Raw genomic sequence first — 13666 nt, forward strand, 5'->3', positions numbered from 1 at the left:
TCTGCTAATGAATCACCAATTTCCTTTGCACTTCCTGAATGGAACGCTGTCCAATTAAAAATCTTAGTATAATGACTAAAAATACCATAATAATGCCAAAAATAATCGATAGTTGTCTTTGCAGACTACTAGAAAACAACATATAGAACCTCTCCGTTTGTTTAATCATTTTGCAGCTACTATTCATTGAGGCGTATTCTAAGATGCAACTTTTATTCAAGCAAATATTGATCAATCTTGAACATAGTAAGTATATAAGATGTGAAGGAATTTTGTATAGACAAAATCTATATACAGTTCAAAACTTCTATAAATAGCTTTAAAGATGAACTTCCACAAAGTAACTTTCCCCCACTTATTCCGTCTATTGTTTTAGGAGGGAAAAAAATGAAAAAAATTATCTTACTCGCTTTATTTGCCCTTTTTGTAACTGGATGCAATTCAGGTACGGCCGGCACAGACCAAGTAAAAAAGGAAAAGGAAGAACCAGATATCACGATACCAAATGATCTTCCACAGCAATTAAAAGAGATCGACAAATCAAAAGTAAACACAGCTATTCAATTTGAGAGTAAATCATTTTTAGATTTAATGGATTCAATCTTTTTTGAAAATCGTGATCAGGAAGGTTATCAGCTTACAACACATCGTGTATATAAGGCTGGGGACCAATTTGAAATCGACCCTGATAGATTATCACCCACAGCAAGATATGAAGTTGAATTCTTGAAATTTAATTATGATGAAAGAAAGTTTGAAACGATCCTAGAAAAAACTGTTGAACGCCAGGACCCAAGTTATTTTATCACCATTCCAGATGAAGAGAATGCAGTTTATTATATTGAACAAGTAGCACTAGGTGAAATGGATGAAATTCGTAAACAGGAATACCATCAAATCTTTGTGCCTTATAACGAAAGAAATGCAAGAATTGATTTAGACAAGACACACTATTCACCTGAAGAAAAGATGACCGTTACGCTGACAAACTTGGGGACGATTGAATTAGGTACTGGTTATGGGGTTATATTGGAGAAATGGAACGGTGAAGCTTGGGCGCAGTTTGAGTTTGAACAAATGGTAACACTGCAAATGTTCATTTTAAGAAATGGAGGCACTTTTTCGCAGGATGTCGAGCTTTCCCAGCTTGAAAAAGGAACCTATCGTGTAATTCAAACTTTGACAGAGGATGACAGAATATCCGCATCATTTACGATTGAATAAATAGAAGACTGATTAAATGGCGAGACTTTAATGTTTCATAGCTTGGAAACTCCTTGTTATATCACTTTCATAAACTAAAGAGCTCATTTGATCATGAGCTCTTTGGCTTTTCATATGTGTTGATCCTTTAGGATAAGGTGCTCCCGTTTTTACTGTTTTCTCACTCAGCTGTGCTTCAGTATTTATCCAGCAATTAAGCGAAAATAAACTGCAATATCACCAACATATCAAATTGGTTCTATTTATAGATTTGACTTCCGCCTTCTTTAAATTCTTCTGCTTTCTGCTTTAACCCCTGTTCTATACCTGCTGTTGTAACAAATATATTCTCTTTTGCATAGTTTCGAATATCCTGGGAAATTCTCATTGAGCAAAATTTGGGCCCGCACATGGAACAGAAGTGAGCCGTCTTAGCACCTTCTGCAGGCAGGGTTTCATCATGATATTGCAGTGCCCGTTCTGGATCAAGGGAGAGATTAAACTGGTCCTTCCAGCGAAATTCAAAGCGCGCTTTTGATAAAGCGTCATCTCTTATTTGGGCACCAGGATGGCCTTTAGCCAAATCGGCTGCATGGGCAGCGATTTTATAGGTGATCACACCTTCCCGGACATCATCTTTATTTGGCAGTCCTAAATGCTCCTTTGGCGTCACATAGCAGAGCATGGCTGTTCCATACCATCCGATCATGGCTGCGCCGATTGCAGAGGTTATATGATCATAACCTGGTGCAATATCGGTTGTCAGCGGACCTAATGTATAGAATGGAGCTTCTTGACAGATTTCAAGCTGCTTATCCATGTTTTCTTTAATTAAATGCATTGGAACATGTCCAGGACCTTCAACCATTACCTGTACATCGTGCTTCCAGGCAATTTTAGTCAGCTCACCTAATGTTTCAAGCTCGGCAAATTGAGCTTCATCATTTGCATCTGCGATTGAGCCGGGACGGAGTCCATCGCCTAATGAGAAGGCCACATCATAGGTTTTCATGATTTCACATATTTCTTCAAAGTGAGTATATAAAAAACTTTCTTGATGATGATATAAGCACCACTGAGCCATAATGGAACCGCCGCGCGATACGATACCAGTCATTCGCTTAGCTGTTAATGGAACATAATGCAGCCGCACACCAGCATGGATTGTAAAATAATCTACCCCTTGTTCGGCTTGCTCAATCAGAGTATCGCGAAATACGTTCCAACTAAGATTTTCCGCAATCCCATTTACTTTTTCAAGTGCCTGATAGATTGGAACAGTGCCTACAGGAACAGCAGAATTTCGGATTATCCACTCCCGTGTTTTGTGTATATTTTTCCCGGTCGATAAATCCATAATGGTATCAGCACCCCAGCGCGTTGCCCAGGTCATTTTTTCAATCTCTTCTTCAATCGACGAGGATACAGCGGAATTGCCGATATTGGCATTGATTTTCACATGAAAGTTGCGGCCAATAATCATTGGTTCACTTTCAGGGTGATTAATATTTGCTGGAATGATGGCTCGTCCGCGGGCGACTTCCTCACGGATATATTCAGGATTCATATTTTCCCGGATGGCGATGAATTCCATTTCAGGTGTGATGATCCCTTTCCTTGCATAATGAAGTTGTGTAACATTTTTTCCTCGTTTTGCCCGCAGAGGCTTTCTTTTTAGCCCGGGAAACACACCGTGCTGGGTACGCTGGTCGTCTTCATTGCGGTAACCATTATCTTCTGGTTTTATCCTGCGACCTTCATAGCTTTCAATATCGCCGCGTTCATCGATCCATTTCTGGCGAATGGGCGGCAGTCCTTTTGTCAGATCCACTGCATAATTCTGATCCGTATACGGCCCGCTTGTATCATAAATACGCACGGGCTCGTTCTTCTCATCTCCAAAAGATCCTGTGGTGGCACTAAGTTCAATTTCTCTCATTGGCACCTGGATATCAGACCTAGTTCCTTCTACATACACTTTTTTGCTGCCGGGAAAGCTGGACATAATGGAAATCATTTTACCGTTTACAGTGGGGTTGATCATTTTATCTCTCCTTTAACATATTGTTAAGGACTTGATCTCGGGAAATGCAAAGACATCCTTCAGTGAAGTGCACAAAAAGAAGCTGGGTCCATTGTAAAATAAACAGACCCAGCTTCAGAATATGCAGAAGTATACATAGCAAGTATTCACTAACTTCCCTACGCTGGCATGATCCAGATCAGGTCCAAAGGGTCAAGAAACTTTATAGCGTTTCCCTCTCAGCCCAGCTTATTGGACTCCCCTAGTTATTACTATTCAATTGTGCTTTTAGTTTAATATAAACGAACAGTAAATAAAAGGATATTTTGGAATTTATTCAAAAACAGGACGAAAGAAACGCTGATTCTGTGAATCTTACTAAAGGATAAAACCATACCGGCTGCAATAAGAGATTACAGCCTCCTCTGATCTCGTCAACATTATTTTATTTTTTCTAGAGTAAAATTCCGGACTCTGTAGATGTGGTCACTTAAAAGATCTATATCTTCTTGGTTATGGCTAGTCAATACAATGGTTTTGCCTTTGTCTTTCAAAGATTTTAATAGTCCGCGTATATTCTCCACACTATCAACATCCAGGGCGTTAAAGGGTTCATCTAATAAGAGAATTTCCTGGTCTTCCATAATCGCTTGGGCGATAGCTAATTTTTGTTTCATGCCAAGTGAATACTCTTTAACTTTTTGTTTGGCTGCAGGCTGGAGTCCTACTTTTATCATTGTCTCTTTGATTTGCTCATCAGAGATTTTTCTATTAATCATGGCTAGGTACTTTAAGTTTTCAAAGCCTGTTTTATTGCCTATATAACCAGGCCGATCAATAATAATGCCAAAGTCTTCAGGGAAACGATTATCTTTTCCAAGCTGTTTTCCCCGTATAGTAACAGTCCCTTGATCCGGAAAAATAAAACCGCACATCATTTTAAATAACACCGATTTCCCTGACCCATTAGGCCCTGTTAATCCATAGATCTTCCCCTTTTCAATAGCGAGATTCGTATTTTCAAATAAAACTAATCCTTTATAGGATTTGCTTATATTTTTCAGATCAATGATGGTCATAATTCGTCACATCCTCCTTATATCATAAAATCTCTTCTCTTCAATACATAAACCAGGACGATCACTTCAATAACGACAGCAATCAATAATTGAATAGAAATCATATAGACTGATGCCTCTGTCAGTAATTGCCCCATGCTATTAAGGCCAACTGGGATGAAGGCGCCGGGGTTCATTCCCGGAAACATGAACAATATAGAAATCAAGAGGATAACAAAGCTTTTCATAACATCTTTTGTCAGCCATGTGATTAAAAACACCAGTATTACATAAAAAATGATTTGTAGAAATCCATTCACAAAGTAATGATAGCCAACCTGTAAAACTGGCAAATCCTGCTGCAATTCCACATGCAAGGAAAACGAATAATCAAAACCTGCTGAAATAGTGAAAAGAAGAAGAGCCAGAGACAATAGAAACAATCCCGTATACCACATAATCATAAGGAACCAGCCATTAAACCATTTCAATAAGGATTTGTGCCGAATAATCGAGTAATGGCTCATCTCTGTCAATTGTTTTTGCAGTATAAGCTGTACAAAATATACAAACCCCATAAAAGCAATCACATAAAAACTAAGAGAGAGAATTTGAAAAGCATCATTTGTCGTTCCATAGAAAGTAAGAATCCAAATGTCCCATATCGTCAGGGTCTCATCGGAATATAAAGAAGCATGATACACCATTCCCGTACACACGATCACTGCAAATAAAAGGATTGGCCATGAAGTTATAAATATATGCCTGACAGCTCGAAAATCTCTTCCAATATAATTCAAAGCTAATAAACCAATGCCAAACAACAAGATAATGATCATAAAGGAGATCCATATGCTATTAAAACTGGCAGCACCGTGAAATAGACTAAGATAATTCGGCAAAAGGATCCATTTGAAGGATATCGGAAACACCTTAAAGGAAAGGATCGCCACCGCATATAAAAAGGCAATAGAAAAATAGATGGTGCGTTTGCTCTTTGTTATTGCATATAAAATGGTGAGAAAGAGCTGGATCGTCAGCATGGTTAAAAAGAATAAAAGAAACTGCAAAATTAAGGCATATAGCGGCTGTGATAAATGATTGCTTAGTGTAAACAGAATGTCATTGCCATCTAGATCTAGCCGAGAAAGTTCACTCCACTGAAAGGAAAAAGGCAGACCAAGTGCTGCTGCAAAACTAGCGGCATTCCATATTAGCAATAAGAAAACATTAAATATGGAAAAACCCTTTACATTGTGGAGGATCCACTTTTTAAAAGAACCCCACCGGATTAAATGCGTATAGTCAAAGGAATTAGTCAGCTGCTGACCCGTTTTCATTAGGAATAACGGAAACACAAAATAGACGATTAAGTAGAGATCACTTACCCCAGTTAAACCAACATCCCAAAAGTTATATTGAACATTCTCGCTTTCCGTTCTTAATGTAATAGAATGCCGTGAGCTAAACGTATAAAGAATGATAATCGGAAAGGCTATAAACCAATAATTTGAAATGGGTGTTTTCCATTTAGTGAACATACTCATAAACCTTTTCTTGAAAATGATTCCTCACATAATAGATTAGGATAGAGAGGATCATTAAATGAATGGTAAATGGAACAAAAATCGTCCACAGCGGCTGCTGGATAATATTAAAAGGAAATACCGTACTGACAGGCGAAAATTCAGGATGAGCCAGAATCGCTGTTACAAAATTCATGACAAAATACCAAAGAAAAGGCAGGGAAATCGCAACAAAATGGTTTTTCATCAATAACGTCAGCACATATGCAGCTGAACTGTACAGTGCCGCATTAATGCCCACCCAGAAAGAATAAATGAGACCGTAAGACAAAGTGCCATATTCTAAGAAAATCTCGAAGGTACCAACAGACCCGTCCGAGCCATTTTCATAGACGATCATTCCGAGAGATGGCTCAACATAGACAATAAACACAAACGATATAAATACCATGGCAAATGCTACTATGAAGGATAGAACCCCATTCACAATGCCTTTCGCCAGCAGATAGTCAGCAAGCTTTATCCGCGGTTTTATATAGGTGATGAACTGATCCTTCACTTCGCTTGCATAGCTTCCTGCATATAGAATGATGAAAAATAGCGGAAATAAAAGAGCAACCACTCCACCAATTACTTCGGTATGAACATCAACAGCACGGTAAAACATATAACCTGTTTTCACATTCAAGAATTGAACAGCTGCAGGTATTAAGATAATCGCTAAACATAGTAAGACCCGATTGAAAGTCAAGGCTCTTTTCCACTCAACAGCAACTAGATGCTTCATATATATATCCTCCTCGAAAACTAAGCCCTAGTAAGATTTTTTTCTATGGTAAAGATTGATGATCAGCCAGATGATAAACAGTACGGTGAAGCAAGTGACTCCAAAAAATAAGGCTAGGATTCCAATGACGCGATAATCTAAGATTGTCATTTTGACAAAGCTGTTTCCAGACCCGCTTCCGTAATCGCTGTACACGATAGGGAACGTTTGATTATTGCCTTTGTCCATTTCGTAAACTGGATCTTCCATGTCTCCATTTAAATAAACATTCACATGTTTAATGTAGGGAGCAGCAATTAGAAGTGAATCAACCTTACTTTTTGTCTCGTCTGATACTTCCCGATCTGCTTCCACCATATCTGCAATTTGATAAGAAATAGTTGATCGCTCTTCCACCCGCTCATTGCCTATCGGCAGGAAATAGCCAAACACACCAGCTGAAAGAAGAAGAATCGCAATCCCCGCATAGAGAACTCTCGCAGCAAAGACCTTTTGAATTTTAAATAATTCAGATACGACACTGCGCAGCTCACTTTCTCCCCCAAAACGATCGATCGCAATCTGAAATGCTTCCTCTTCTGTTTTTCCTTCTAATCTCAATTCGTGCACAGCTTCTATTAAATGTGTTTTCATTTCTTCTTTGAGTTCTTGGACCTCTTTTTCGTCGCCTTTTACATGCTGATATACTTTATTGACATATTCCTCAATCATCTTCATTGGTGTTCTCTCCTTTAAGAAATGAATCCATGATTTTCTTAATAAACTCCCATTCCTGCCGTTTTTGTTCAAACCCATCCTTACCTTCTGATGTCAGGGTGTAATACTTTCTCCTTCCTCCTGGCCCTTGTTCATCGCCCCAATAGGAGGAAATCCATTTATTTTTTTCAAGTCGTTTCAAGGAAAGGTAAAGCGTGCCCTCCTTAAGTTCAAATTGATTCTCGCTTTTTTCGCGAACCAATTTAGCGAGTTCATATCCGTACATATCTCTCTTTTGTAAGAGAGATAGTATTAACGTATCGATATGTCCTTTTAAAACCTCTTTATTAATTTCCATTATTTGTCCTCCATCTGATCAGAAAAACATACTCTATAATGCAAGGTATTCTATTAAAAAAATATCATAGGTTTATGATAATAGGTATTACTCTATAATGCAAGGTATTACTTTTAAAAAAAATACAAAAAGAGAGGCTGAATCAACACTCTGATTCAGCCTCTCTTTATCGTATGCATCTAAACTCTGTTTACGTTCGCTCCACTCTCTTCTTCTTTACCTTTATTTAATTGCTTGCGGATAAAAGGCATTACATAATAGTCAAGTCCGAATCTTCCAGCGTTGTAGCCAGCTGCTAGAATGAATACACCCATTAGAATGTCTGTCGGGTTATGAGATACAGTACCTGTAAGCAAGAAAGAGAAGTTCATCAAAATGCCGAAGAATGCTGCTGCTGTTGTTAAGCATCCAAGAATTAATCCAAGTCCTACTAAGAATTCGCCCCAAGGAATCATGAAGTTAAATAGATCGGCATTTGGTAATGCAAAGCTTTGAAGGAAGCTGTTATACCAGCCAAAAACAGGTGCTCCATCTGGTCCCATTACCGGGTTTGCGGCTGCATTAGCCAGGAATCCTTTTGAATCAAATCCTCCTGTGATTTTCCCCCAGCCTGCTGTGATCCATAAATATCCCCAATAAACACGTATAACTGTTAATAGTGCTGCTGCAATTTTGTTTTCTCTTAACCAATTGTTAATCATCTTACATCTCCCTTTCTTTTAGTGAAAGATTATTTTATGATTGCTTCTTACACTTAGAATATACCATGGTGGAGGGTACTCTACATCAACATTGTGATAAACTTCACAATGTTGTAATAAAGATGTGTCGGATTGTTGAACAATGTGGTTTTTTATAGGATTTTCATCACTAGAAAGCATTTGTGCTGGTGAGGAAAGCGCCGCTGCTGGTACTTTTCTGGGTTCTATTTACATCACAATCCGATTATTAGAGCTCATTTTGAGGAACAAATGCTGGATTAAACGGAGAATTTTATAAAAATACTGCAAAACCTTTTAAAAAAACATATATGATAGACTTTTGAACCTGGATATCCGCCGTCGTGAGTAAAATATCCGCCGTTAACTGGGATTTATCCGCCGTAAAAATTTTTTATCCGCCGTTAAAAAAATATATCCGCCAAAAACAACGTTTTATCCGCCAAACCCCGTTCAAGTTATACAATACGCAAAAAGCCGGCAACACCAACATTGGCGCCAACCGGCCTCTAAAATAAAATTACTTCGTCTCTCTATGCAATGTACGCTTCTTCAAGCGCGGGCAGTATTTCATTAATTCAATTCTGTCCGGGTTGTTGCGCTTATTTTTCGTCGTAATATAATTACGGTCTCCTGTTTCTGTACAAGCAAGTGTAATGTTTACTCTCATGATCAAAACTCCTTTTCGTTTTGTTTAAACACTTAAAACAATTCTTTCAGCCGCTTGACGGGCTCCAGAAATATTCCTTGCAATCGGTCCCATCTCCAGCTCGGCCAGCGGTCCTATCACATATAAATGCGGACACCATTCGAGGGACGGACTAACAATGGGGTACCCGCATCTTGCGCAAGGCAGACTGTATTCTTCAATCGTCTTTTCCAGCCAGCCGCCACCTGGTCTTTCAGGCTTAAAACCTGTTGCAAGGATAACGGACTGAACTTCAACAGAACCATTCTCGGTGGTTAAGATAAGGTCGTGATTGCCCCTGTTTCGGGCGGAAATAATCTCCCCATCGATCACTTTGAGAATTTGATCCTGCTCAAGCTTCTTCAGTTTGCGGAATAGCTCTTGCGGCAAGGAGCCGCGATTTCTTGCCGTTTTAATCATTTCTCTTCTTGTATCATAGTCTTTAATCAATTGATAGGACTTCTGATTTTTAGGTCCTAACCAGCCTGGATCACTGTCAAAGTCACAAACCCTATAAGGGTGCCTTTTAATTAGATGAACCTGGCCGGGATACATGGCTGAAAGCTTGATGACTAAATGGGCAGCTGAGATGCCGCCACCCACAACAGCAATGGAAGGCTTCATTTTCGTTAAATCGGCAGCTTCATCGTAAATATGGAAAAGCTGATGTGAGTGAGCTTCAAGGTTACTAGCCCAATCCGGAATATTCAGCTGGCCATTCACACTTAGTGCCAGTACCACCTTTTTCGTTTTAAAGCGATTCCCTGCCACTGTGTTGATGGTCCAGCTAGCATCTTCCCGGTCCACTCCATTAACAAAGCCTTGATGCCAGCAGGATTCCATGTTGAGATTTCGAAACAGAGCTTGGCTATGCTCATTGAAAAGCTCCAATGAAGGCCGTTTATATACTCCGTAAAAATTACTTTTCTTTCGATTCTGATCGTCAGCATATTTTCTCAAAGAGAAAGGCTCAACATCCAGATGATGTACAGACGGTGATCTTAAAAATTTCATCTCAATCATTTCTGTTGTTTTGGTCCAACGGTATAGCGGTGTTTCATGGGGGTCAATGATGAGCAGCTGATCTGCTGATACTTTGTTATTTTTCAGTAGAAACGCTGCAATTGTACAGCCTTGAATACCGCCACCTACTACAATCCATTCGTAGACCATTCTATCTCCTGCCTTTAAAACGAAATTATTACGATTTAAATTTCAAGCTTCATGAAGGGAAAAATAAAAATATTTAACATTATCACCTATATTTTTATTTTGCAAGCGAACTTTTTCTGTTAAATCAAGCCATTGTGCATGCTCCATTTTCTGCTCAAGCTGCATACTAATAGTGTCTTCAATTTTGTGCATTGTCATCATCAGCTGTCCAAAGGAAAGATTAAAGTGTTCGGCAGCCTGCCGATGAGGTGAATGTTTGACAAGCAGTGACATAAATTCATCCGAGGTTGAAGCTAGACTGGCCAGTTCATCTTCCAGGCCAACAACATATTCATAAATATCCTTTTGCCTCGAAGGAAGTGATTTAATAATCTCTCTTGAGAGAATTTCCATTAAATGAGTATTCATGCTAATACCCCCAACCATCTTGCTAATAGCAACATCTTACTTATTTTTCATATTATATTTTTGCATAAAGCGATCTGCACGGCCACCGCGTTCAGCAAACTTTTGAACACCTGTATAGAACGGATGTGTATCTGATGTAACCTCTACTTTAAGGAGCGGATAGATGTTTCCATCTTCCCAAGTAATCGTTTCGTTTGATGTTTTCGTTGAGCCTGTTAAAAATTTAAAACCACTATTTGTATCCATGAATACCACTTTATGATACTCTGGGTGAATATTTTCTCTCATTTTTAAATTCCTCCTTTTAAATTTACCAACTGGCTTTTTTCACACCAGGAATTTGACCTTTATGAGCGTACTCTCTGAATGCAATCCGGGACATTTTAAATTTACGCAAATATCCGCGCGGTCTGCCTGTAACTTGGCAGCGGCTTTTCAGGCGGGTCGGCGATGAATCTCTTGGCAGTTTTCTCAATGCCTCATAGTCACCTTTCTCTTTTAATTCTTTGCGTAACTCTGCATATTTTAAGACAAGCTCTTGTCTCTTCTGTTCTTTTACAACCTTAGATTTCTTCGCCAAAAGTTTCACTCCTTATATTAACTAAATCGTAATTGTTACGATTTATTTTCGGGATAAAGTCATTTAATCATAAATTTCCATGAAAAGCAACATCTTTGACCAGTGTCCCTAAATTTTTTTAAATGTGAGGACTTCCTTTTTCGTATCCATCGCTGCCAGTTCTTCAGTCATTTTCTTAATATCTATGTTTTCACCAATGACGACTAATGTCCTTGGAAATTGAAAGTCTTGCTTAAGGGAAAGCGGAACACCGTATGCATATTGGAATAAAACTGTTTTTTCCTCCTGTTCTTCAAATACAATAAATCCTTTTATTCTCAGAACCGATTTCGGCAGCCCTTGAATCCATTTCTCAAATTGAGTTTTGTTAATATGTCCAGCAAATGTATAAGAAAATGACTGGATATTTAAGTGATCATGCACATGCAGTTTACCCGTATCCTTTAAAACCGGCTTTTTCACTATGCCGATTTCCTGTAAATCAACCTGTGCATACTCTGTAAAAAGTTTGGGACCATTTATGTTCAATAAACTTATCTCATTTTCTAATTGTCTCTGCTCTTTTTTATTTATCGTATCAACTTTATTAACAACAACCATGTCAGCAAATTTAACCTGTTCCTCCATTAAGTTCATAATTGGCAACGAATAAACTTCGCGATCCAGCCACCTTTTTGCATCTACTACTGTTATCAGTCTGCAGAAGCTTATATATGGAGCAAGGATGGGAGAAAGGCAGGCATCAAGCACCTCCACTGGATGTGCAGCACCTGTCGTTTCGATATAGATAATATCTGGCTGCTCTGCCTGATAGAGAGTTAAAGGCTGTTCCTCCAATTCATTGCGGATGGTGCAGCAGATACATCCATCTAACAGTTCTTTCAATGGAATCGAGTCTTCCAGAAGTTTAGAATCAACCGAAAAATCACCTAGTTCATTCATCAATACAGCCACTTTTTTATCTTTGCTTTTTTGTTCCAATAATAAATTGTGCAGCAAAGTTGATTTCCCGCTTCCTAAAAAACCGCCTAAAATGTATATTTCAATTTTTTTCATAAAATACTCTCCCTACGTGAAAAGGACTTCCAACTCGAAGTCCTTTTCACATTTGCTTTATTAAGACGCACCAACATGCCATTTAAATGGATCTTCAAGCTCGCTCCAGTCATCTTCTAGCTCTATATCCGTTAATAAGCATTGATCAAGGTCAAGCTCTATATCTTCCCGATCCAGATCTGTGCCAATGATGACAAGCTTGATGATTCGATCTCCATAAACGGGATCCCATTCATCTAAGACATCACGATTTTGGCGCAGGATTTCCTGCTGCTCTAATTTTGGCAATGACGCTACCCAATAGGACACAGGTTCAATACTTACAGATGGACCAGCCTGGGACAGAAGCATGGCAATATTATTTCTTGTCGCACACCAGACAATTCCTTTTGCACGAACAATATTTTCTGGCATATTATTGACCCAGTTGTAAAAACGCTCTGAATGAAATGGGATTCTTCTTTTATAAACAAAAGATCCGATACCGTATTCCTCTGTTTCAGGAGTATGATGCTCGTGACCAAGAGTTAATTCTTTAATCCAGCCAGCCGAAGCGCTTGCTCGCTCAAAATCAAATTTGCCTGTGCTCAAGATTTCCCCTGGATCAACCTTCCCTTTTACACTATGAATCACTTTTGCTTCTGGCTGAATCACTTTTAATACTTTCTCCAGTTTTGCCAATTCTTCTTTTGAAACTAAATCAACTTTGTTAATAATGAGTACATCGCAAAATTCAATTTGATCAATCAGCAGATCGGCGATTTCGCGATCATCTGCTTCCCCGATCGCTTCTTTGCGATCCAACAGGCTGTCTCCTGATCTGTAATCTTTCCAGAAACGGTTCGCATCCACGACTGTAACCATTGTATCTAAAGTACAAAAACGAGTCAGATCAATGCCAAGTTCATCATCTATGTATGAGAATGTTTGGGCAACTGGAATTGGCTCGCTAATCCCTGTTGACTCAATAACGATATAATCGACATTTCCTGCTTTGGCCAGTTTTTCAACTTCGATTAATAAGTCTTCACGAAGCGTGCAGCAAATACAGCCATTTGAAAGTTCAACTAGCTTTTCTTCCGTTCTGGAGAGCTCTCCGCCTTGTTTTACTAACTCTGCGTCTATGTTAACCTCACTCATGTCATTCACGATAACTGCTACTTTAAGCCCTTCACGGTTTTGTAAAATATGATTAAGCAGTGTTGTTTTCCCAGCCCCTAAATACCCGCTTAATACTGTTACAGGGATTTTTTTAACCATTTACATCCTCCTTAAGAAACATTTAAATCGTAATGATTACGATTTATTACATAAAGAATGATACTGTACTTTGGTTTACTTGTAAACGATAATGCATGTGTTTTTTTAAAACTGCTGGATCTCCACTCCAT

The 13666-nt window shown here is 38.8% G+C and carries 16 protein-coding genes and 1 riboswitch; of the genes, 1 reads left to right on the top strand and 15 read right to left on the bottom strand.

Features of this window, described 5'->3' with window-relative positions:
* Window positions 1-4: 4 nt before the first annotated feature.
* Window positions 5-142 carry a hypothetical protein gene (locus tag J1899_RS19280; RefSeq protein WP_214476024.1) on the bottom strand — a complete coding sequence of 46 codons (138 nt, stop codon included), beginning with the start codon at window positions 140-142 and terminating at the stop codon, window positions 5-7.
* A 245-nt stretch (window positions 143-387) separates the two neighbouring features.
* Between J1899_RS19280 and J1899_RS19285 the strand changes: the two genes are divergently transcribed.
* Entirely contained in the window at window positions 388-1224 is an 837-nt protein-coding gene (locus J1899_RS19285) for an immunoglobulin-like domain-containing protein (RefSeq protein WP_214476026.1), read from the top strand.
* A gap of 238 nt (window positions 1225-1462) precedes the next feature.
* Here the strand turns inward: J1899_RS19285 and thiC are convergent, their stop codons facing one another.
* The 14 genes from thiC to J1899_RS19355 all read right to left on the bottom strand — a co-directional run bounded on the left by thiC (window position 1463) and on the right by J1899_RS19355 (window position 13535).
* Complete coding sequence (thiC, locus tag J1899_RS19290) at window positions 1463-3247, bottom strand: phosphomethylpyrimidine synthase ThiC (RefSeq protein ID WP_214476028.1); 1785 nt, start codon at window positions 3245-3247, stop codon at window positions 1463-1465.
* Between the two features lie 138 nt (window positions 3248-3385).
* Window positions 3386-3500: riboswitch (TPP riboswitch) on the bottom strand.
* 166 nt (window positions 3501-3666) lie between these two features.
* The gene (locus tag J1899_RS19295) at window positions 3667-4305 is read right to left on the bottom strand and encodes an ABC transporter ATP-binding protein (RefSeq protein WP_080844115.1); all 639 of its coding nucleotides are present in this window, start codon (window positions 4303-4305) and stop codon (window positions 3667-3669) included.
* 17 nt (window positions 4306-4322) lie between these two features.
* A complete protein-coding gene (locus J1899_RS19300) occupies window positions 4323-5825 on the bottom strand; it encodes a permease (protein ID WP_214476030.1) in 1503 nt (500 codons plus the stop codon).
* On the bottom strand, window positions 5815-6597 hold the full coding sequence (locus J1899_RS19305) for an ABC transporter permease (protein ID WP_214476032.1): 783 nt from the start codon (window positions 6595-6597) through the stop codon (window positions 5815-5817). Before J1899_RS19305 ends, J1899_RS19300 begins: the two co-directional genes overlap by 11 nt.
* Before the next feature lie 27 nt (window positions 6598-6624).
* Window positions 6625-7314 (bottom strand): permease prefix domain 1-containing protein, encoded by a 690-nt coding sequence (locus J1899_RS19310; protein ID WP_214476034.1) that lies wholly within the window; start codon window positions 7312-7314, stop codon window positions 6625-6627.
* Entirely contained in the window at window positions 7301-7651 is a 351-nt protein-coding gene (locus J1899_RS19315) for a PadR family transcriptional regulator (RefSeq protein WP_080844111.1), read from the bottom strand. The genes J1899_RS19310 and J1899_RS19315 overlap by 14 nt, the downstream gene beginning before the upstream one ends.
* A gap of 179 nt (window positions 7652-7830) precedes the next feature.
* A complete protein-coding gene (locus tag J1899_RS19320; RefSeq protein ID WP_080844110.1) occupies window positions 7831-8352 on the bottom strand; it encodes a DoxX family protein in 522 nt (173 codons plus the stop codon).
* A 538-nt stretch (window positions 8353-8890) separates the two neighbouring features.
* Entirely contained in the window at window positions 8891-9040 is a 150-nt protein-coding gene (rpmG, locus tag J1899_RS19325) for a 50S ribosomal protein L33 (RefSeq protein ID WP_066442686.1), read from the bottom strand.
* Window positions 9041-9064: 24 nt separating this feature from the next.
* Complete coding sequence (locus J1899_RS19330) at window positions 9065-10231, bottom strand: FAD/NAD(P)-binding protein (protein ID WP_214476036.1); 1167 nt, start codon at window positions 10229-10231, stop codon at window positions 9065-9067.
* 42 nt (window positions 10232-10273) lie between these two features.
* Window positions 10274-10639 (bottom strand): hypothetical protein, encoded by a 366-nt coding sequence (locus J1899_RS19335; protein ID WP_214476038.1) that lies wholly within the window; start codon window positions 10637-10639, stop codon window positions 10274-10276.
* A 36-nt stretch (window positions 10640-10675) separates the two neighbouring features.
* A complete protein-coding gene (locus J1899_RS19340) occupies window positions 10676-10927 on the bottom strand; it encodes a type B 50S ribosomal protein L31 (RefSeq protein ID WP_214476040.1) in 252 nt (83 codons plus the stop codon).
* Between the two features lie 22 nt (window positions 10928-10949).
* Window positions 10950-11219, bottom strand: coding sequence for a 30S ribosomal protein S14 (gene rpsN / locus J1899_RS19345; protein WP_214476042.1), 270 nt, complete (start codon window positions 11217-11219; stop codon window positions 10950-10952).
* A gap of 108 nt (window positions 11220-11327) precedes the next feature.
* Complete coding sequence (locus J1899_RS19350) at window positions 11328-12275, bottom strand: CobW family GTP-binding protein (RefSeq protein ID WP_214476044.1); 948 nt, start codon at window positions 12273-12275, stop codon at window positions 11328-11330.
* A 60-nt stretch (window positions 12276-12335) separates the two neighbouring features.
* Window positions 12336-13535, bottom strand: coding sequence for a GTP-binding protein (locus J1899_RS19355; protein WP_214476046.1), 1200 nt, complete (start codon window positions 13533-13535; stop codon window positions 12336-12338).
* Window positions 13536-13666: the final 131 nt, after the last annotated feature.

Source organism: Cytobacillus gottheilii (assembly GCF_018582665.1).
GTDB classification, from domain to species: Bacteria; Bacillota; Bacilli; order Bacillales; family Cytobacillaceae; genus Cytobacillus; species Cytobacillus gottheilii.